Origin of the sequence: Brachybacterium sp. J153 (assembly GCF_036311905.1) — a bacterium.
Taxonomy (GTDB): domain Bacteria; phylum Actinomycetota; class Actinomycetes; order Actinomycetales; family Dermabacteraceae; genus Brachybacterium.
In genome coordinates this window covers 104761-124753 of sequence record NZ_JAZDCH010000010.1, presented here as the reverse complement: position 1 = coordinate 124753, position 19993 = coordinate 104761, and the positions used below count along the sequence as shown (strand labels likewise).

Genomic DNA, 19993 nt, shown 5'->3' with positions numbered 1-19993 from the left:
CATGGCCGAGCCGAGCTCCTCCGCGCCCATCAGCCCCCTCGACGAGGTCGTCGACGCCCCCGGGGAGGTTCTCCCGTTCCTCGACGCGACGGCGCTGCCGCCCCTCGACGAGCTGCTCGAGGAGCTCGCCGCGCAGCTCGCCGCCTGGATGCCGAGGCAACGCTGGTATGCGCACAAGGGTGCGACGACGCCGACGGTCGCGGTGCGCGGCTGGGCGCCGCTCCGCGTCGCCCCGGACCATGCGGTGCTGCTCACGGTGGTCGTGGTGGGGCCGACGACGCCCGCCGACACGGCTGCCGGGGTGGACGCGTCCGACGGGGCCACCGGGGCGGACCCGGACGCCGACGGTGCTCCGGGTGCGGCCGCGGTCACCGCCCTCTACCAGGTGCCGCTGGTGCTCCGACCCGCCGCGTCGGCCCCCGCGGAGGAGGGTGCCGAGATCGCGGTGCTCGCCGTCCCGGGTGGGCCGTTGCGCTTCGACGACGCCCTGCGGGACGTGGACGGCCGCGCCGCTCTCGTGGCCACCCTGCTCTCCGGCGACGGCGCGCTCGGCGACTCCCTCGCGCTCACGGTGCGCCGTCCCGATCCGGACGCCCCGCTGCCCTTCGGGCGCGCGATGACCTCGAGGCTGCTCGCCGGCGAGCAGTCGAACACCTCGATGATCGTCGAGACCGAAGGCGCTCCCCCGCTGATCCTCAAGCTGTTCCGGCTCCTGCAGCACGGGGAGAACCCGGACATCGTGCTGCAGGAGGCGCTCGCCCGGGCCGGCAGCACCCGCGTGCCCGCCCTGCGGGGCTCGGCCCGGCTGCGCTGCGGGGACCTGGTGGCCGATGCCCTCCTCGCCCAGGAGTTCCTGCCCGGGGTCGAGGACGCCTGGCGGGCCGCGCTGCGCTGGGCCGCGGCGGGCGAGGACATCACCGACGCCATCGGGGCGCTCGGCGCGACGGTCGCGGAGGTGCACGCGGATCTCGCGCGCACCCTCGGCACCGCCCCGGCGGATCCGTCGGCGCCCGCGGATCCCGCCCTGACCGTTGAGCTGGTCCGCACCCTGCGGGAGCGCCTGCGGACGGTCGCCGCCGAGCTGCCGCAGGTTGCGGAGCACGCCGCCGCGATCGGGGCGCTGCTCGACTCCGCGGCCGAGCAGCCGTGGCCCGCGCTGCAGCGGATCCACGGCGACCTGCACCTGGGGCAGGTGCTGCTGGTTCCCGAGCGGGGCTGGGTGCTGCTGGACTTCGAGGGCGAGCCGCTGCGACCGCTCGTCGAGCGCTCCCGCCCGGACAGCCCCCTGCGGGACGTGGCGGGGATGCTGCGCAGCCTCGACTACGCCGCGGGCACCGTGGCCCGCGACGCCCGCGCGGAGGGCGCCGATGGGGAGGGCGCCTATGCGGAGAGCGCCCCTGGGGAGAGCGCCCAGGCGGCGTCGGCCGAGGCCTGGGCGCTGCGGGCGAGGGAGGCCTTCCTCGCGGGCTACTCGCAGCAGTCGGGGACGGACCTGTCCGCACCGTCATTCCGCGTTCTGCTCGCCGCGCTCGAGGCCGACAAGGCCGTCTACGAAGCGCTCTACGAGGCGCGGAACCGTCCCGACTGGCTGCCGATCCCGCTCTCCGCGCTCGCGCGGATCAGCGCAGCGGCCGCGGCGGAGGGGTCAGCGGGCTGATCGGCGAGGGCGGGCTCGTCGTGACCGGCGAGAGCGAGCCGGGCAGGAACGGGGCGCTGATGGCGCGCACGGCGACGCGCACCCCGACCACCAGGTCCAGCCGATCGCCGGCCTCGTCGATCCAGCTCGCGCCGCGGCTCGCCGCGCCGTCCAGATCGCGGTGCCGGCGCATCCCGCGCAGGCTCGCGACGGAGTGGACCACCTCGACCAGGTCCTCGGTGTGCGAGTCCGCGGGCCGCGGGGCGCCGTGGGAGGCGAGGAGGGGGCTGACGTGGCAGAGGGTCCCCACCCCGTGCCAGGACTCCCCCGAGGAGCGGTCCCGCTGGGGGCGGCGGTCCTCGAAGGCGATCAGTTCCGGCTGCTCCTCGAGCAGGGCGGTGGTGACGGCCCCGAGCAGGTCGCGGATGCGCTCGTGGGTCTCGTCCTGGGTGGGGACGGTGTCCTGGCTCGCGGCGCGCAGGGCTGACATCCTCGTCCACCTCTCGCCCGACGTCCCCGGCGGGGACGTGCTTCCTGCTGGTCACCGCCCCGCAGGACGATCGGCGTCCAGGGTAGCGGGAGGGGCCGGGGAGTGCCGATGGGGAGAACTCCCCATGGCGCTCCCCGCCCGACTCATGCGTCGACGGGCACGAACTCCACGGGGGCGACCTGCGAGTAGCGGTCCTGCCGGATCGAGACCACGCCCACGCCGCCGATGAAGGGGGCGAGGGCCTGCGGGTTCTTGCCGGGGTTGGCGAGGATCACCTGGAAGCCGAAGTGGCGGAAGGACTCCATCGCGGCGGTGATGAACTTGCCCGCGCCCTTGGAGAAGGCCTCGTCGATGATGATCGGGGCGTAGCGCGGGACCTCCTGGCCGGTGCCGGCGAGCTGGTAGCGCAGCGCCGCAGCGAGGCAGAAGGTGGTCAGGCGCTCGTTCTGGCCGCCGGAGAGCGGGCCGCCGGACTCGTGGGCATGGACCACCGTGCCCGCCGCGTCGACCTCCTCGGCGTGGAAGTGGACGTGACGGCGCACGTCGAGGATCACCCGGGAGACCTGGTCGTCGCGGGTCCGGGCCGCGCCGATCATGTCCATCAGGTGGCGCAGCGACTCGAAGCGCTCCTCGGCCAGCTCGCGGTCCCGGCTGATGTCGTTCAGCGCCGTGTCCGCGACGGCGCCCTCGAGGGCGCTGCGGAACTCGTCGAGCGCCGCCAGGTGCACCGGTCGCATCGACAGCTGCAGGTAGCGGCCGGCGTGGAACTCGACCTGGGCGAGCAGCGCGTTGATCCGCTGCAGGCGCTTGCGGATCTCGGCGGGCTCGCGCGCGATGGCGGTCGCGAGGGCCTGCACGTCCCCGAGGGTGTTGCCGGTGAAGAACTCGAAGAAGCGGTCCTCGACCTCGGGCAGCTTCTCCTGCTCGATGCCGCGCAGGATCTCGAGATAGTCCCCCGCGGACTCGAGGCCCGGTGCGGTGTCCCCGGCCTGCGCGGGCCAGCGGCGGGAGAACTCGCGCATGGCGGTGCGGATGTCCTCCTCCGCCCGGGAGGTGCGCCGGGTCAGGGCCATCAGCTCGGCGTCGAGGGTCGCCGAGGCGTCCTTGGTGACCTGGTCGATGTTCGAGATGAGGAGCGTGGGCGCGATCGCGGCGAAGCGTCCGGCGAGTTCTTCCTCGACCTCCGGGGCGAGGCTCGACTCGGCGATCCGCTCGCGAGCGGCGGCGAGGCGCTCCGCGGCCCGATCGGCCTGCTCGCCGAGCTTGCCGGCCGAGCGCACCACCTCGAGCAGTTCCTCGTCGCTCTCGGCGATCGAGCGCTCGACCTCCTCGATCTGGCGGGCCAGCTCGGTCAGCGCGGCGGAGCCGTCCTCGGCCGCTCGGACCATGTCGCGCAGGTTCGCGACACGCCGGGCGACGGAGGCGGCGTCGATGTCGTCCCAGGTGACGGCCGCGATGGCCTGGAGGGCGAAGAGCCGTTCCCGGCGCCGCTCGCGCTCGGCCTCGACGTCCTTGCGGCGGGCCTGCGCCTCGAAGAGGGCCTGTTCGGCGCGGGTGCGCTCCTGCTCGAAGACCGCCCGCTTCGCGCGGTTGTCGAAGCCGAGCACCCATTGGGAGCGGTCGTTGATCTGGCGGTCGGCGTTCTTCTCGTGCCGGGAGGCGGAGTGCTTGATCTGGCCCGAGCGGAGCACGGCCCGGTTCAGGCGGGTGAACTCCTCGAGCGTGTCCGCGCAGGTGTAGTCCATCCGCGCGGCGATCTCCCCGGTGAGCCAGGTGTGGAACTCGCCGTCCTTCACGTCGAGCTTCGCGGCGAGGGTGCGCGGATCGAGGCTGCGGGCGGGCCGGCGCAGGTCGGTGTTGACCCGGTTGTAGGAGATGCGGCGGCGCAGCTTGGTGCGGTCGATGACCGCGGCGACCTCGCGGTAGACCCGGTCGGGCACGAGGATCGAACGCGCGAGGCCCCGCAGCGCCTGCTCGGCGGCGGCGGTCCACTCCTCCTCGCCGCTGCGCACCTGCAGCAGCTCGGCGGCGAAGGGCAGCTCGGTCGGGGCGATCCCGACCTCGGCGGCGATGTGGTCGCGCAGGGCGATGTCCTCGGAGTGGAGGTTCGAGGCGCGCGTGGTGAGGGAGGCGAGCTCCTCCTTGGTCCGGGCGAGGGCGGTGCTCAGCTCGCGGACCTGCGCCTCGGCCTCCCAGCGGGCCGTGTCGGCCCCCTTCTCCTCCTGGTCGAGCTGCTCGCGCAGGGCGGCGACCTCGCGCTGCAGGGCGAGGAACATGTCCTCTCCCGCGGGGGTGCGCAGCTCGACGGTGGCGAGCTGCGCCGCGAACTCGGTGGCCCGCTCGCGGCGTCGCTCCCGCTCGACCTCGAGGCCGGCGATCTGCTGCTTCCAGTCGTCGATCTCGCCGCCGCCGGCGCGCTTGCGCTGCTCCTTGAGCTGGGCGAGGTCGCCGCGGGCCTCGGCGACGTCCTGGGTCAGCCGGCGCTGCTGGGCGCCGAGGGAGTCGCGCTCGAGCTGGAGGCGCCCGGACTCCTCCCCGAGCAGGCGCACCAGGTGGTGGGCGGCGAAGACGTCGATGTCCCCGCGGCGGTCCACGAGCTCCCCGCCGCGCTCGCGCATGGCGGTCCAGTCCTCGTGGGAGGCACGCAGGCCGCGCAGCAGGTCACGCTGCTCCCGCGCGGTGACCAGCGCCTCGTGCACCTCGGAGAGGTTCTGGAAGTTGGCGAGGGCCTGGTCGGCGAGGTCGAAGGTGCGCGGCGCGTCGAGCATGTAGTCGCGCAGCAGGGCGTTGACGTCGCCGAGCTCCTTGGCGGACTGGATCTTGTGCAGCAGACCGAGCGCCTTCTCGTCGGGGATGCCGAGCAGCTGCGAGAAGGCGGCGCGGTACTCGCGGAACTGGCGGAAGGTCTGGGTGCCGGGGTGGGCGGCCTCGAGCGCCTTGCCCTCGATCTGGGTGGAGACGAACTGGCGCAGGTCGGCGACATCCAGCGGGGTGCGGGCGACGACGTAGAGGCTCTTCACGTCGCTGTCGGCGCTGTGTCCGGCGTGGAGGAGCAGCAGGCGGGAGAGCTGGACGGTGCCGCCCTTCCCGTCCGAGTAACGCAGGGTGACGACGCTGAGGGTCGTGCTATCGCGCAGCACCTCCTGACTGAACTCGCCGGTGGCCTGGTCGTAGTGCATCGCCCAGGCCCCGCGCACATAGCTCGCCACGGTGCGGCGGTACTTCGACCGAGCGGGGCCGGCGTCGGAGGCGGCGGCGTTGAACTGCAGCGTGCGCGGAGGGGTGAGCAGCGCGCTGATCGCGTCCAGCAACGTGGACTTGCCGGTGCCGGGGCCGCCGGTGAGGAAGAAGCCCTTGGGGGAGATCACGAGGTCGTGGGTGCCGTGGAAGGTGCCCCAGTTGGAGACCTGCACGTGGGTGAGCCGCCACTGCCCGGGATGCGGGTGGGCGGGGTCGGTCTGCACCTCGGCGGCCCCGGCGTCGGGGGCGGTCACACCGGGCAGGTCGAGGGTCGTCGCGTCGGTCTCCACCCGGGCAAGGGTAGTCGCTGCGCGGCCTTCAGCCCGCTCGACCCGGCGCGAGGCCGAGGTCGCGCGCCTGCGCGCGAGCCATGTGCACGAGATATGCCTCGTCGTGCGTGATCGAGCCGACGTAGTCCTCGGCCTCCTCAGCGCCGACACCCGGCGCCTCGCGGAGGCGACCTACCAGTTCACAAGCCCGTGGCTGATGGACGACCGCGACGCCCGCACTCTGCTCGGTGAGGATCACACCCCGCTCGAGGTCACCCTGCGCGCGGCGATGGACGCCCTGCTGGAGCCCGCCCCCGCCCTATGAGCACGCGAGCTCCCGCCGGAGCGCGCCACACATGGTGACCGAGAAGTCATGTGCATCTCCGTTCCCCTCCAGGAACACCACTGCACATGACCCGTCGGTAACCGGTGGGCTTCGGGGGTGGGGTGGGGTGGGCGGCCTTCGGGGGTCGGGCGTGGTTCCCGATCAGCCTTCGGCACGCCCCACGCGCCAGTAGCCCATGAAGGAGACCTGCTTCCGGTCCACCCCGAGCTCCTTGACGAGGTGACGCCGCAACGTGGTGATAACCTTCGCCTCCCCGGCGAGCCAGGCGTAGAACGGGCCCACACCCTCGGTGGTCTCCCAGAGGATCACCGCGTCGGGGTCGACCTCCTCGAAGGCCTCCCCGGCCCGGGCCGGGCCCACCGAGCAGTCCTGACACAGCTCCGGCCGCTCCTCGAGGAGGGTCCGCACCGCGGGGTCCAGCAGCGTGCCGTGCGGGGCGTCGCCCCGGGCGAGCCACGAGATCTCGACGCCCGAGCGGGTGAGCACCCGCTGCGCGTCGTCCTCGTGCGGGACCTCGATCAGCGCGTGACCGGTGAAGCTCTCCGGCAGCGACTCGAGGATCGCGCAGATCGCGGGGAGCGCCGTCTCGTCCCCGGCGAGCAGCAGGCGCCGCGCGGTGCCGGGACGGAACTCGATGCCCGGGTAGTCCGGGCCGAGCAGGTGGCGGTTCGGGCCGAGCAGGGTGATCTCGTCGCCCACCTGCGCGGACGCGGCCCAGCGCGCCGCCACCCCGCGGCCCGGGACCTCGGGCTGCTCGAGGTGCAGCACCATGTCGAGGTCGAGCTCGGGATCGGGGCCGAGGTTGCCCGGATGCCCCGCACCGCGCAGTTCGCGGATCGAGTAGGTGCGCATCCATCCGCGCTCGGCCGGGTCGACCTGCAACCAGTCGCGGTACCAGCCGTCGAAGCGGTCGGGATCGGCGAGCGCCTCGGGGCGCAGCGCCGCGAAGAGGTCCGAGCGCGCCGCAGGCCCCGGGATGATCAGCTTCACGCGCAGGTCGAGCAGCGGCCCGTTCACCCCGAAGTGGCGCAGGTGCGGGCCGGTGAGGGTGAGCCGCACGAGATTCCGGCCCACCATGCGGCGGGCGCCGACGGTGAGCGGGAAGGCCAGCTGCGGACTCGCCTCGATCGCGGGCAGCAGCCCGCTCTGCTCCTCCGCGCCCTGCTCCTCCCCGCCCTCCGGGGCGGCGTCGGCACCGGGGGCGTCCTGGTCGGCGCGGTCCTGCGTGGCGGTGGCGGTGGTAGTCATGGTGCGCTCCTCGGGGTCGGAGTCGAGGGCGGTGACAGCGCCGCGGGCGAGCGGCAGCACCATCGGGGTGCCCGTGACGGGGTCGGGCGTGATCAGGGCGTCGAGCGCGAAGACTTCGCGCACCATCGGCGCGGTGATCACCGCGCGCGGGCTGCCCTGGGAGTGGATCGCGCCGCCCGCGACGGCGACCAGGTGGTCGGCGTAGCGCGCGGCGAGGTTGAGGTCGTGCAGGACGATGCCCACGGTCGTGCCGCGCGTCCGGTTCAGTTCCCGGACCACGTCGAGCACCTCGAGCTGATGGGTCACGTCGAGGAAGGTGGTCGGCTCGTCGAGCAGGAGCACGTCGGTGCGCTGGGCGAGGGCCATGGCGATCCACACGCGCTGGCGCTGGCCGCCGGAGAGCTCGTCGAGCAGCCGTCCGGAGAGCTCGGCGGTGCGGGTCACCTCGAGGGCCTCGGCGACGGCCTGCTCGTCCTCCGTCGTCCACTGCGGGAACAGCCCCTGGTGGGGGTAGCGGCCGCGGGTGACGAGCTCGCGAACGGTCACACCGTCGGGGGCGATCGGCGACTGGGGCAGCAGGCCCAGCCGCCGGGCGAGGTCCTTGCCGCGGAGGGCGTGGATGTCGGCGCCGTCGAGCAGCACCTGTCCGCCGCGGGGCGGCAGCAGGCGCGAGAGCCCGCGCAGCAGGGTCGACTTCCCCGACCCGTTGGCGCCGACGATCATCGTCACCCGCCCCTCGGGCAGGGTGAGGTCGAGGTCCTCGACGATGACGCGGCGGTCGTAGGCGAGGTGGAGGGAGCGGGCGGTCAGCTGGGCCATGGGATCACCTTCCCGATCCGGCGGCGGAGCGCACGAGCATCCAGAGCAGGAACGGCGCTCCGAGCGCTCCCGTGATGACGCCGGCCGCGAGGTCGATACGGCCGACGAGGTTCTGCCCGGCGACGTCGGCCGCGAGCACGAGCACCGCCCCGACGAGCGCCGCGAGCGGCACGCTGGGCCTCCCCGCGAGCATCCGGGCGATCGGCCCGGAGAGGAACGCGACGAAGGCGAGGGGTCCGGCGACCGCGACCGGCAGGGCGGAGAGCAGCACGCCGACGACGACCAGGGCGACGCGGGTCGCGGGGACCGGCAGGCCGAGGCTCGTGGCGGTGTCGTCGCCGAGCTGCAGGATCCGCAGTCGGCCGAGCAGCAGGGCGAGCAGCGGCACGAGCACGCAGAGGGCCCCGGCGAGCACCGCGAGGCGCGGCCAGGTGGCCCCGGAGAGCGAGCCGACGAGCCAGTGCATCGCATCTCCCGCTCGCTGCGTCGGCAGGCGGCTGAGCAGGTACTGGATGAGCGCGGTGAGCGCGGCGGCCACGCCGATGCCGACGAGCACGAAGCGGTCGTCGACGGCCCCGGCCCCGCCGGCGCCCGCGCCGCCGGCCCGGTGGGCGCGTGCGACCCACAGCACCAGCAGCGCGGTGGCGAGCCCGCCGAGCAGGGTCCACCAGAAGAGGGTCAGGCCCTGCGCGTCGAGGACGGCGAGGGCGAACACCGCGGCGGCGGAGGAGCCGAGGCTCACCCCGATCACGTCGGGGCTCGCGAGCGGATTGCGCAGCAGGGTCTGGAAGACGGTGCCGGAGAGCCCGAAGGAGGCGCCCGCGAGCACGCCGAGCAGCGCGGCCGGGAGCCGGTCGTCGAGCACGATGAAGGACACTCCGGGCACGTCCTCCCCGAGCAGCACCCGCACCGCGAGATCGGCGTAGACGAAGGGGGTGCCCAGCAGCACGCGGGCCACGATCAGGGCGAGCACGGCGGCGAACAGTCCCGCGCCCAGCAGCAGGGCGCGGCGCCGGGGCCGCGCGGCGGAGGCGGCGGCGGTCACAGCGAGACCCGCTTCCGGGTGCGGATCAGGACCAGGAAGACGGGCACGCCCAGCAGCGCGGTCATCACGCCCACCTGCACCTCCGCGGGCGGGGCGATGACGCGACCGACGACATCGGCGAGCAGCAGCACCGTCGGCCCCGCGACCGCGCTGAGCGGCAGCAGCCGGCGGTGGTCGGAACCGACCACGAGACGGACCGCGTGCGGGACGACGAGGCCGAGGAAACCGATCGGGCCGGCGAGCGAGACGGCCGCCCCGACCAGCAGCACGATCCCGATGCCGAGCAGCACGCGCACCCTGCCGACATGGACGCCGAGGCCGGTCGCGGCGTCGTCCCCGAGCGCGAGGGCGTTGAGGGCGCGGGCGCCGAGCAGCACGATCGCCGCGCCGAGCACCAGGGCCGGGGCGACGGCAGCGAGGTCCCCGAGGTCCCGCGCACCGAGCGTGCCGACCTGCCAGATGCGCATGCGGTCCAGCGCCCCCTGGTCCAGGAGCACGAGGCCGTGGACCACCGAGCCGAGGCCCGCGGTGACCGCGGCGCCCGCGATCGCGAGGGTCACGGGGGTCGCCCCGCTGCGGCTCGCGGCAGCGATCGCGTAGACCACGACGGCGGCGAGCGCGGCCCCGACGAAGCCGGCGACCATGAACTCGGCGACCCGGGAGATCGACAGCACGTAGACGCTGAGGGCGACCACCGCGGCGGCCCCCGCGTTCAGGCCCAGGATCCCGGGATCGGCGAGGGGGTTGCGGGTCATGCCCTGCAGGGCGGCCCCGGCGAGGGCCAGGGCGACGCCGACCGCGAGGCCGGTGAGGGTGCGCTGGAGGCGCGAGAGCACCACGGCGTGGTCGGCGCTGTCCGCGTCGAAGGCGACGAGGGCCTGCCAGGCAGCGCCCGGCGGCATGGACCGCGCCCCGACCAGGAGCGACAGCGCGCACGCGATCGCCAGCAGCACGAGGCAGCCGGCGATCGCGAGTGCGGTGGCGCGGGAGGGCACAGGCTCAGGCCCGCGCGGTCTTCGCGGCCTCGACCACCGAGGGGACGACGTTCTCGAGCGCCCACGGGATGCTCAGGGCGCTCGCCGCGGAGACCGACAGGGTCTGGTGGTCGTCGGCTGTGAGCACCAGCGCGCCGGAGGCGACCGCGGGGATGGTGGAGAAGAGCGAGTCCTGCTGGAAGGTCTCGACGGTGTCGCCGGCGGCGGCCCAGGTGTAGAAGACGTCGGAGACGAGCTCGTCGGCGCGCTCGGCGGACCACTCGAAGTAGAAGGTGCTCTCGTCGGCGGTGTTCTCGGTGACCACCTCGGCCTGGGTCATGCCCAGCGCCGTGAAGAAGCGGGGGCGGGTGTCGTCGCCCGAGTAGATCGAGATCAGGTGGTCGGACAGCGAGAGGTTGCCGGCGATGAAGGTCGAGTCGGCGACCTCCGGGTTCTCCTCGCCGACGGCCGCGAGATCAGCGGTGAGCTGGTCGACGAGCGCGCTGGCCTCCTCGCTGCGGCCGGTCGCGGCGCCGACGGCGGTGAGGACGTCCTCCCAGGAGGCGGTGTAGTTCGCCGCGAGGGGGCCGATGGTGGGGGCGATCTTGGAGAGGGTCGCGTACTCCTCCTCGGTGAGGCCCGAGTAGGCGGCGACGATGAGGTCGGGGGTGAGCGCGGCGATCTCGTCGGTGTTGACGCCGTCGGCCTCGGAGTACGTGGTGGGAGCGTTCTCGCCGCCCCAGGCGGCGCCGAGCTCCTCGAGCTTCGCGTCGTTCCAGTCGGTGGAGGAGTTGGCGTTGCCGCCCCACTCGACCAGCGGCAGGCCGACGGGGACGACGCCCAGCGCCAGGACGGTGTCGCCGTTGACCCAGGAGACGGTCGCGATGCGGGTCGGCGCCGCGGCGATCTCGGTGGTCCCGTAGAGGTGCTCGACCGTCACGGGGAAGGATCCGCTCGCGGCGGAGCCCGCATCGGACCCTGCATCGGACGCAGCGGAGCCGGTCGTGGAGCCGCCGTCGGGGCTGCAGGCGGCGAGCGCGGGCAGGGCGAGAGCGGTGAGCACCACGGAGCGGCGCGAGAGGGACGGGGTCATGGCTGTCCTTGTCGACGGACCCCCGGGAGCGGGGGTGAGGCAAGCCTGACCTTATTACGCGCGAACGACGTTGCTCAATTGCTGGGCGCCGATGCGGCGCGGATCACGTCGGCGACGGCGCGCCGCGGCGGGTGGCACCGGGGCACGACGGCAGCAGCGACGGCGCGTCAGTCCTGCGCGCCGTCCTCGTCGGCCGCGTCGGCATCCGCCGGGTCCTCGAGGCCGCCGACGCCTGCCTGGCGGTACAGCTCGATGAACTCGCGCGCCGTGTCGGGCCCGATCATCAGGCGCAGCACCGGGGAGACCTCGTAGTCGTCGCCCTGCTCGTCGAGCAGCCCCGCGCGCTGCAGCTTCGCGATCGCGGCCCGCACCTCCTTGGCGAAACCGGCCTCGTCGGTCGAGGTGGTGCGGCGGTAGGCGGCGAGCGCCTGCTGCAGCTCTGCCTCGGAGACGACGGTGCGCTGACCGCGGGAGGACTGGGTCAGCAGCATCTGACGCAGCACCAGCAGCAGCACCGAGTCCAGCCGGTTCAGGCCCGTCAGGCGGCGCAGCAGCTTCGGGGCGTCGGGATCGTCCTCGCTCTGCCGCACGAAGGCGACCTGGGCGTCGTCGTCGACGACGAGCTCGAGGAAGAGGTCCTCGAGGCGACGCTCGAGCGCGGCCCGGTCGCGCAGCAGCTGCGCGTAGCGGGTGGGGTCGCGGCGTCCGTCGAGATAGGGGCCCTGCAGGAGGTGCACCAGGACGCGGCGCGACTCGTCGACCAGGGTCGAGCCGGGGGCGGTGGGGGCGGCATCGACCTGCTGCAGCTGGTCCTGCGCATCGCTGTCGGGGCGGATTCCGGTGCTCGTCACGGCTCCCTACCCTACCGGCGCGCACCGCCCCGCCGAGGCTCGCCCCCGGTCGATTTCCCCGAAAGCCGTGACCACGGCGACGGTGTTTGGTGGAATGCAGGGGCATCCCATGATGCCTCCCCGACCCGGATGGGCCGGGGACCGACGGCAAGGAGCGACCATGTCCGACATTCCCATTCTTCTCATCATCGTCCTGGTCGTGGTGGTGATCCTCGTGATCGTCCTGGCCGTCGTGCTCGGCCTGCTCGGTGCCCGGAAGCGGCGCGAGGCCCAGCAGGCGGCGGACCGCCAACGCGCCGCCGAGCTGCGCGACGAGGCGCGAGCACAGGAGAAGGCCGTTCAGGATCGTGATCTCGCCGCCCGCGAGACCGAGCTCGAGGCCGATCGCGCCCGTCTGGAGGCCGAGCGCAAGGTCAAGGAGGCCGAGCAGGAGCAGATCGCGGCGGAGCGCCGCCGCGCCGAGGCCGAGGAGCAGCGCGCCGCCGTGGAGAAGGACCGCTCCTCGGTGCAGGAGCGGCTCGCCGAGGCCGACCGGCTCGACCCCGACACTCCCGATCCCGGTACTCCCGATCCCGAGCAGCGCGGCACCGCCGGCACCTCCGGAGCGGGCACCGCGGCCGGAGCGGGCGCCGGGGCCGCGATCGCAGGCGGTGCCGCCGCGGCGACGCACGAGGAGCGGTCCGAGGACCGCGCCGACCGAGAGGCCGCGCACCGCGGTGATCAGCACGCCGAGGAGCACCCCGCCGGAGGCCACCGCGGCGATCCGCGCGAGGAGGTTCCTGCCCGCGACGAGGACCTCGGACGCCGGGACGACCTCGGACGCGGCGACGACGGCACCGACCATGCCGACCGTGCCGACCGTGCCGACCGTGCCGACCGTCAGCGTCACGGCGCCGGATCGGCCGCCGGGGCGGGCGCCGTCGGGGGTGCCGCTGCCGCAGACTCCGCAGACCGTCGTGACGGTCGCCCCGATGCACGACAGGACGACGGCGTGACGCGCGACGGCGTGACCGGGGACCGCCCCGTCGATCGCCGGGACGACGGCCCGTGGGTCGGCTCCGCGGCCGACAACCCCGATGTCGTTCGCGACACGCAGGGCGATCTGCACGCCCAGGACCGAGTCCGCGACGAGCAGCGCACCGACTCCCGCGAGGAGCACGTCGGGAGCCCCGACGGCCCCGAGCACCACGGTGCCGGGACGCCCGCCGCGGCGGGCACGTCGGCCGTCGGCGAGGAGGGGCAGACGGACCGCCCCGCCCCCCGGCACCGCGGCATGCCCCCGGAGGAGCAGGACGGCGGGACCTCGGCGTTCGACCGCCTCGAGTCGACCGAGGGGCAGGACATGCGGCCGGCACACGAGGGCACGCGTCCCTCGCCCTATGGCGACGGCCAGTACGGTGCCGAACCCGTGGAGGTCCGCCAGGCGGAGGAGGGCTACGCGGACCGCGATCACACGTCCCGCGACCGCGCGTCGGCCGACCCCGAGTTCCGCGCCCCCAAGGGCCCGGATGGGACCGAGGACGGCATCGTCCCGCCGGAGGACGGCGAGCAGCCCCGTCGCTGACCGCGGCGGAGCGACCTGACGACGAGGGGCGCCGGGGTCAGGGACGACCTGCCGTCGGCGCCTCTCGTCGCGTGCGCGCCCGTGCCACACTGACCGGCATGCCCGCCGACCCTGCTCCCCGCGCGCACTCCCCCGGGCCGCGCACCCGCATGGACGACCTCACCGTCGAGCGCGTGCTGCGCGTGGTCGAGGCGATCCCCGTCGGGCGCGTGGTCGCCTACGGCGAGGTGGGCGCGATCGTCGGCGTGGGGCCGCGGCTCGTGGGCCGGATCATGGGTACCTGGGGCTCCTCGGTGCCGTGGTGGAGGGTGACGAACAGCTACGGCGACCATCCGCTGCTGGCCCGGGCGCTCCCCCACTGGGAGCGGGAGGGCATCGAGCTGAAGCCCAACGGGCTGGGATGCCGGATGAGCCGCTACGGCGCGGATCTCGAGCAGCTGCGCGCCGACGCCGCACCCGCGCTCGCGGAACTCGAGACCACGGCCGAGGCTGAGGCCGCGGCTGAGGCTGAGGCCGCGGCTGAGGCTGAGGCTGAGTCGATCTCGACCCCGCCCGCTCACTCCACGGGCAGGTCGTCCAAGAAGTAGTAGGCGGGGATCCGCGCCGCGTAGTCGCGTCCGTCCAGCTCGCGCCAGGTGACGATCTCGGTGGACCCCTCGCGCTCCTGGGCGTGGGAGGTGGCCAGGAACATCAGTCCGATCACGCTCGCGAGGCCCTGCTCGGCCGGCCGCTCCCGCAGCACCTCGCCGATCGACGCCTGGCCCGCGCGGCCGCGGACGTCGTTGACATGGGAGGTGAGGCCGACGAGGTCGATGTCGTTGGTGCGGACCAGGTCGGCGAGCACCTCGACGCTGAGCGAGGTCGCATCGTGCACCTCTGCCTCGGCGGGCGCGCCGGGATCGGTGGGGTCCTTGAGCCGGTGCTGGGCGACGGAGGACAGCCGCACCCGCGAGAGGTCGAGCTCGAGGCCGAAGGGCGCCCGCGTGGACACCTCGTCCTTCTGCGCGAGGGCCACGCCCTGCGCCTCCTGGAGCGCCTCGAGCAACACGCGGTGCTGGCGGAAATCCTGGGAGCGCACGAAGCGGGCCAGCGAGCGGTAGAGCTCGGTCTTGACGTCGAGCACCTCCTGCGCCGGCTCGTAGAGGTCGCTGAAGACGTTCGCGAGCCTCTCCCGCTCGGCCCGGCCGAGGGAGCGGGCGAAGTCACGCTCGAGGAGCCGGTCGACGAGGTCCTGGGTGGTGCGGGTCTGCACCGGGTCGTTGAGCATCCGGAAGAACGCGGTGAAGGTGCGGCCCACGGTGGACTGCCCCAGCAGGTCGTCGCCCGCGAGGAGCTGCTCGAGGATCTCGCCGCGCGAGGACTCCGGGGAGAGGATCTGCTCGCGCAGGTGCAGGTCGACGCCGCGCAGGTCCTCGCGGTACTGGAGGAAGTCCCCCGAGAGCTCGGCCGCGATCTGCAGGATGTCCCGCAGGCGGTCGACGGAGGCCTCGGGGCTGGGCAGCATCAGCTCGCCCTCGGCGAGGTCGCGAATCTCCCGCTCGATGCTCTCGCGGCGGCGCTGCAGGTCGGCCAGGCGCACATCCCGGTCGGTCTCGGTCTCCTCGGCGAGCCGCTCGAACTGCTGCACGACGAGCTGCAGGCGCGACTCGGTGGTGGTGGGCCGATGCTCCTCGAGGGACGCGATGAACTGGATCGCGTCGATCGTGGCCGGGGACGGCTCGAAGGTGGTCTCGGTGCGCTGCGGGTCGTCGCGACGGGTCAGGTAGCCCTCGCGGACCCAGCCGTCGACGTACTCGGCGGCGCTGCGCCCGGCGCGGCCCTCCCCGAGGTCGGAGTCCTCCTCGATGCCGGCGCCGTCGGCCCGGTGCTCGTCCTCGTCGTGCAGCAGCGCGAGATGCGCGCCGACGCGGGCGATGAGCTCGCTGCGCGGCAGGCGCCGGTCGCCCGCGGGGAAGGTGGCCTGCAGGATCGCGAGGACGGCGGGTGCCTTGGTCGCGGCGAGCAAGCGCCAGGTGCTGGCCCGACGCAGCTGCTCGTAGGCCTCCTTGCGCGCGGACACGGCGTCGCTGCGGCGGTCGGTCCACCGGTTCGGCTCGGTCGTGGTCACGAGGAGCGAGTCTAGCCAGGCGCGGCGGCGCGTCGTGGCACGGCGCCGCGGCGAGGTGCCGGCCGGCCTCGTGGCCACGCCCCGCCCCGTGCTCAGGCCCTCGCCTCACGCCCAGGCCCTCGCCAAGTGGCCAGGCCCCGCCGCGCACTCACGCCGAGTGCTGCCTTAGGACCGTCCCCACGGCCCCGAGGCGGTCCAAATGCAGCACTCGGCAGCGCGAGACCGGCGCGGCTGGGGCGAAGCGGTCCAGATGCAGCACTCGGCGGCGCGGGACCGGGCGACGCGGGACCGGAGCGGGACGGAAGCGGCGGGACCTGAGGAGAGGCGCGGGACCGGGACCGTCGGCCAGGTCCGGTGCGCGCCGCCCCATCCCCCGATACACTCATCCGTGAACGTTCACGCCTCGCGCCTGCCAGGAGACTCACCGATGAGCACATCCCTCCCGACCTCAGACCGCACCGACCGCTGGTGGGAGGAGCTGCCGGCCGGTCGCAACCGCCTGGCCGGACGCGCCCACCTGAGCACCGACGCGCCCGTGCTCTCCCTCGACGGCACCTGGGACTTCCGCTACGGCCAGCGGGCCGACGGCACGGGCCTCGGCGAGCCCGCCCCGGTCGAGGTGCCGGGACTGTGGCAGCTGCAGGGCTACGGCGCCCCGCAGTACACCAACGTCATCTACCCCATCCCGCGCGACGTGCCGCACGTGCCGGACGAGAACCCGACCGGCCACTACTCGCGCACGCTCCCCGTCCCCGCCGAGTGGGCGGAGCAGCTCGCCGCCGGTGCCCGGATCCTGCTGCGCTTCCAGGGCGTGGACTCCGCGGCCAAGGTCTGGATCGACGGCGCGGAGATCGGCGTGACCGCCGGCTCCCGCCTCACCCAGGAGTTCGACGTCACGGACGCGCTCGCCGCGCCTGCCCCCGAGGGCGGCCACCGCCTCGACGTACGGGTCGTGCAGTGGTCGGTCAACACCTATGTCGAGGACCAGGACATGTGGTGGGCCTCGGGGATCTTCCGCAGCGTCGACCTGCTGCTGCGCCCCGCCGGCGGGATCCACGACCTCGTCACCCACGCGGACTTCGACCCCGCGATCGGGGAGGGCCTCCTCACCGCGTCCGCCTACGGGGCCGACGGCGAGCTGGTCCCCGCGACGATCCGGGTGCCCGCGCTCGGCCTCGAGGCCGCGGCCGACGGCACGGCGATCGCCGTCGGTGCCGTCGACCCGTGGAGCGCCGAGACGCCGACGCTCTACGACGCGACCGTCACCACCGCCGACGGCGCGGAGACCGTCACCCTCCGCCTCGGCTTCCGCCGCGTCGAGATCGACGGCGACATCTTCCGGGTCAACGGCGAGCGGATCGTCTTCCGCGGCGTGAACCGCCACGAGGCGGACCCGGTCGTCGGCCGCACCCAGCACCTCGCGAACCAGGACCTCGACGTGCAGCTCATGAAGCAGCACAACCTGAACGCCGTACGCACCTCCCACTACCCGCCGCACCAGCGCTTCCTCGACGTGTGCGACGAGCTGGGCCTGTACGTGATCTGCGAGGGCGACTTCGAGACCCACGGCTTCCACGCCGACTCGACGTGGGGGGAGGACGGCTCGGGCGCCGCGGAGGGTCCTGCCCGCAATCCGCTGTTCCGGGAGTCGCTCGAGGAGCGCAGCCGCCGCTTCGTCCGCCGCGACCGCAACCACGCCTCGATCGTCCTGTGGTCGATCGGCAACGAGGCGGCCTCCGGTCCGGTCACCGAGGCGATGGTGGCCGCGGTGCGCGAGACCGATCCGACCCGCCCGGTGATCTACGAGCAGGACTACGCCGCCGAGTACGTCGACGTCTTCTCGCTCATGTACTCGACCGTCGACGAGTCCGAGCAGATCGGTCGCCGCGCGCTGAGCGAGGAGTACCAGCAGAAGCTCACCGACATGCTGCGCGGCTTCGCGCTCGACGTCCCCGACGGCCACTTCACGGATCCGCCAGCGCTCAAGAAGCCCTTCCTGTGGATCGAGTTCGCGCACGCCATGGGCAACGGCGCGGGCTCGCTGAAGGAGTACATGGAGCTCACTGAGCGCTATCCCGCGCTGCATGGCGGCTTCATCTGGGAGTGGATCGACCACGGCCTCGTCACCACCGACGCCGACGGGAACGAGATCTACGGCTACGGCGGCGACTTCGGCGAGCGCCTGCACGACGGCAACTTCGTGGCCGACGGCCTCGTGCTCCCCGACCGCACCCCCTCGCCCGCGCTGCTCGACGCGAAGCACCACTACTCCCCCGTCGGCCTCTCGGTCGCGCCGGACCGGGTGCGGATCCGCAACCGCTACGCCTTCCGCGACCTCGCCCACCTGCGGGCCGAGGTCTCACGCGACGGCCAGCGCAGCTGGACCCCGCTCGAGCTGCCCGCGATCGCCCCGGGCGCGGAGGCGGACGTGGCCCTGCCCGGCGAGGCGTCGGCCGCCGTCGTGGTGCGCGTCCTGCAGCGGGAGCCGGAGGGCCCGCTGCCCGCCGGACATCTCATCGTCGCCGCGGACCACGTGGACGCCGAGCGACTCGCCGCCGAGTCCGCCCCGGCCCCCGCACCGGCCGTCGCCCCTGTGCCGGCGGAGGACGGCTCGTGGTCGCTGGGCCCCGCCCGCTTCGACGACCTGGGGCGCCTCGTCGCCCTCGGGGACCTCGCGGTCGAGCACTCCTACGCGGACCTCTACCGGGCCCCGGTCGACAACGAGCGTGCCCGCACCCGCTACCCGCTCGAGGCGCGCTGGAAGCGGATCGGGCTGGACGTGGCGCGTCGGCGGCTGGTCGACATCGCCGCCGACGGCGAGGAGCTGGTGATCCGCACCCGCCTCGGCCTCGACGGCAGCGCGATCGGCGCCGACGTCCTCGAGCGCTGGCGCGGGGATGCCGACGCCGTCGAGGTCACGGTGACGATCACCCCCTCGTCGACCTGGCGCGAGGACCTGCCGATGCCGCGGATCGGCTGGACTCTCGCGCTCTCCGGCGCGCCGGGCGAGGTCGAGTACGACGGCTACGGCCCGCACGAGTCCTATCCGGACACCGGCGGCGGCACCACTTTCGGCACGTACCGCTCGAGCGTCGCGGACCTGCAGGTGCCGTACGTCTTCCCGCAGGAGAACGGCAACCGGGCGGGCGTGGTCCGGGCCGCGCTGACCGGCGCGGACGGCGGTCTCGAGCTGCGCGCCCCGCAGGGCCTGGGACTCGCGGTCCGCCCGTGGTCCACGGCCGAGCTCGATGCGACGGACCACGACGGCGCGCTGAGCGCCGACGGCCGCACCTGGGTGACGCTGTCGGCGGCGCTGCAGGGCGTCGGCTCCGCGGCGTGCGGCCCGATCCCGCTGCCGCAGTACGTGCTCTCGCCGCGGGAGGAGACCTTCTCCTTCCACCTCGCCCCCCGCCGCGGCTGAGGCCCGCTCCCTCGGGACCGATAGCCTGGGGGCCGACGCCGGTCACTCCCGATCGGCGCGGTCTCGAGGGAGCAGCATGTCGCAGGGGTACGGAGCAGGGGATGGACAGCAGCAGTGGGGCGCTCCGCCGCCCCCGCCGCAGGGATCGGGACAGCCGCACGAGCAGGACCAGCCGGGCCAGCAAGCCCAGCAGGCGCCGGCCTGGGGGCAGCCGGCACCCGCCCCGCAGGCGAGCCCGGCTCCGGCCTGGGGGCAGCCCTCCGCACCGGCGGCGAGCCCGGCTCCCGCCTGGGGCCAGGCCTCGCCCCCGCCCGCGCCGCAGCAGTCGGCCGCGCCGATGGGCGGCTACGCGGGCTCCGCGTCCGCTCCCGGTGGCTACCCGGGGACCGCTCCCGCCGCGACCTCCGGCGCGAGCCCGGGCCTGCGCAAGTGGCTGAACATCTCGGTGATCACGCTGCTCGTGCTGCGCACGCTGGTCGTCGTCGGCGCCGTCATCCTCGGCTTCGCTGTCGGATTCTCCTCGGGTGCGGGCCTGGGCTATGACGGCACCATGGCGGTCGCGGGCATCGGGGTGATCCTGCTGTTCCTGCTCCTGGGCGTGGTCGTCCTGGTCACCCTCGCCGTCCTGGTGCTCTCGATCATGGTGGGGGTGCAGTCCTCCGGCCGGGCCCGGATCGGCGCCTTCGTGATCGCGGGGACCCTGGTGCTCTCCTGGTTCGCGTACCTGATCCTGGTGTTCGCGCAGAACGCCGTGACCGAGTCCGTCGCCGGCTCCGTGGTCGTCCTGATCCTGCAGCTGCTGCACTGGCTGCTGGTGGTCGTCGCGCTCGTGGTGGGCCTGATGATGATCCGCCGCGCGGCCGCGCAGACCGCCTGAGAACCCACCCCCG

Annotated in this window: 14 protein-coding genes; 6 read left to right on the top strand and 8 right to left on the bottom strand. The window is 74.1% G+C overall.

Translation table 11 applies throughout. The features are described from left to right. Position 1 precedes the first annotated feature (1 nt). Positions 2–1657, top strand: coding sequence for a maltokinase N-terminal cap-like domain-containing protein (locus tag V1258_RS06075; RefSeq protein ID WP_329748821.1), 1656 nt, complete (start codon positions 2–4; stop codon positions 1655–1657). Here V1258_RS06075 and V1258_RS06070 read toward each other — a convergent pair. Both V1258_RS06070 and V1258_RS06065 read right to left on the bottom strand, forming a co-directional pair. After that, entirely contained in the window at positions 1620–2126 is a 507-nt protein-coding gene (locus V1258_RS06070; protein WP_329748820.1) for a hypothetical protein, read from the bottom strand. The two genes, V1258_RS06075 and V1258_RS06070, sit on opposite strands and share 38 nt — an antisense overlap. A gap of 143 nt (positions 2127–2269) precedes the next feature. Next, entirely contained in the window at positions 2270–5656 is a 3387-nt protein-coding gene (locus V1258_RS06065) for an ATP-binding protein (RefSeq protein WP_329748819.1), read from the bottom strand. A 103-nt stretch (positions 5657–5759) separates the two neighbouring features. Between V1258_RS06065 and V1258_RS06060 the strand changes: the two genes are divergently transcribed. Next, entirely contained in the window at positions 5760–5960 is a 201-nt protein-coding gene (locus tag V1258_RS06060; protein WP_329748818.1) for a hypothetical protein, read from the top strand. Between the two features lie 162 nt (positions 5961–6122). Here the strand turns inward: V1258_RS06060 and V1258_RS06055 are convergent, their stop codons facing one another. The 5 genes from V1258_RS06055 to V1258_RS06035 form a co-directional block, all read right to left on the bottom strand. Next, a complete protein-coding gene (locus V1258_RS06055; RefSeq protein WP_329748817.1) occupies positions 6123–8048 on the bottom strand; it encodes an SIP domain-containing protein in 1926 nt (641 codons plus the stop codon). A 4-nt stretch (positions 8049–8052) separates the two neighbouring features. Then, entirely contained in the window at positions 8053–9093 is a 1041-nt protein-coding gene (locus tag V1258_RS06050) for a FecCD family ABC transporter permease (RefSeq protein ID WP_329748816.1), read from the bottom strand. Next, positions 9090–10088 carry a FecCD family ABC transporter permease gene (locus tag V1258_RS06045; protein WP_329748815.1) on the bottom strand — a complete coding sequence of 333 codons (999 nt, stop codon included), beginning with the start codon at positions 10086–10088 and terminating at the stop codon, positions 9090–9092. Before V1258_RS06045 ends, V1258_RS06050 begins: the two co-directional genes overlap by 4 nt. Positions 10089–10092: 4 nt before the next feature. Next, entirely contained in the window at positions 10093–11160 is a 1068-nt protein-coding gene (locus tag V1258_RS06040) for an ABC transporter substrate-binding protein (protein WP_329748814.1), read from the bottom strand. Between the two features lie 167 nt (positions 11161–11327). Further along, the gene (locus tag V1258_RS06035) at positions 11328–12011 is read right to left on the bottom strand and encodes a DUF4194 domain-containing protein (RefSeq protein WP_329748813.1); all 684 of its coding nucleotides are present in this window, start codon (positions 12009–12011) and stop codon (positions 11328–11330) included. A 160-nt stretch (positions 12012–12171) separates the two neighbouring features. On the opposite strand from V1258_RS06035, the gene V1258_RS06030 reads away from it, so the two are divergent. Both V1258_RS06030 and V1258_RS06025 read left to right on the top strand, forming a co-directional pair. Then, positions 12172–13575, top strand: coding sequence for a hypothetical protein (locus V1258_RS06030; protein WP_329748812.1), 1404 nt, complete (start codon positions 12172–12174; stop codon positions 13573–13575). Positions 13576–13673: 98 nt separating this feature from the next. Further along, positions 13674–14162, top strand: coding sequence for an MGMT family protein (locus V1258_RS06025; protein ID WP_329748811.1), 489 nt, complete (start codon positions 13674–13676; stop codon positions 14160–14162). Here V1258_RS06025 and V1258_RS06020 read toward each other — a convergent pair. After that, entirely contained in the window at positions 14132–15682 is a 1551-nt protein-coding gene (locus V1258_RS06020; RefSeq protein WP_329748810.1) for a DUF3375 domain-containing protein, read from the bottom strand. The two genes, V1258_RS06025 and V1258_RS06020, sit on opposite strands and share 31 nt — an antisense overlap. Positions 15683–16109: 427 nt before the next feature. On the opposite strand from V1258_RS06020, the gene V1258_RS06015 reads away from it, so the two are divergent. Continuing rightward, positions 16110–19103: a glycoside hydrolase family 2 TIM barrel-domain containing protein gene (locus V1258_RS06015; protein ID WP_329748809.1), complete on the top strand. Its 2994-nt coding sequence runs from the start codon at positions 16110–16112 to the stop codon at positions 19101–19103. 76 nt (positions 19104–19179) lie between these two features. Further along, positions 19180–19980: a hypothetical protein gene (locus V1258_RS06010; protein ID WP_329748808.1), complete on the top strand. Its 801-nt coding sequence runs from the start codon at positions 19180–19182 to the stop codon at positions 19978–19980. Positions 19981–19993 lie beyond the last annotated feature (13 nt).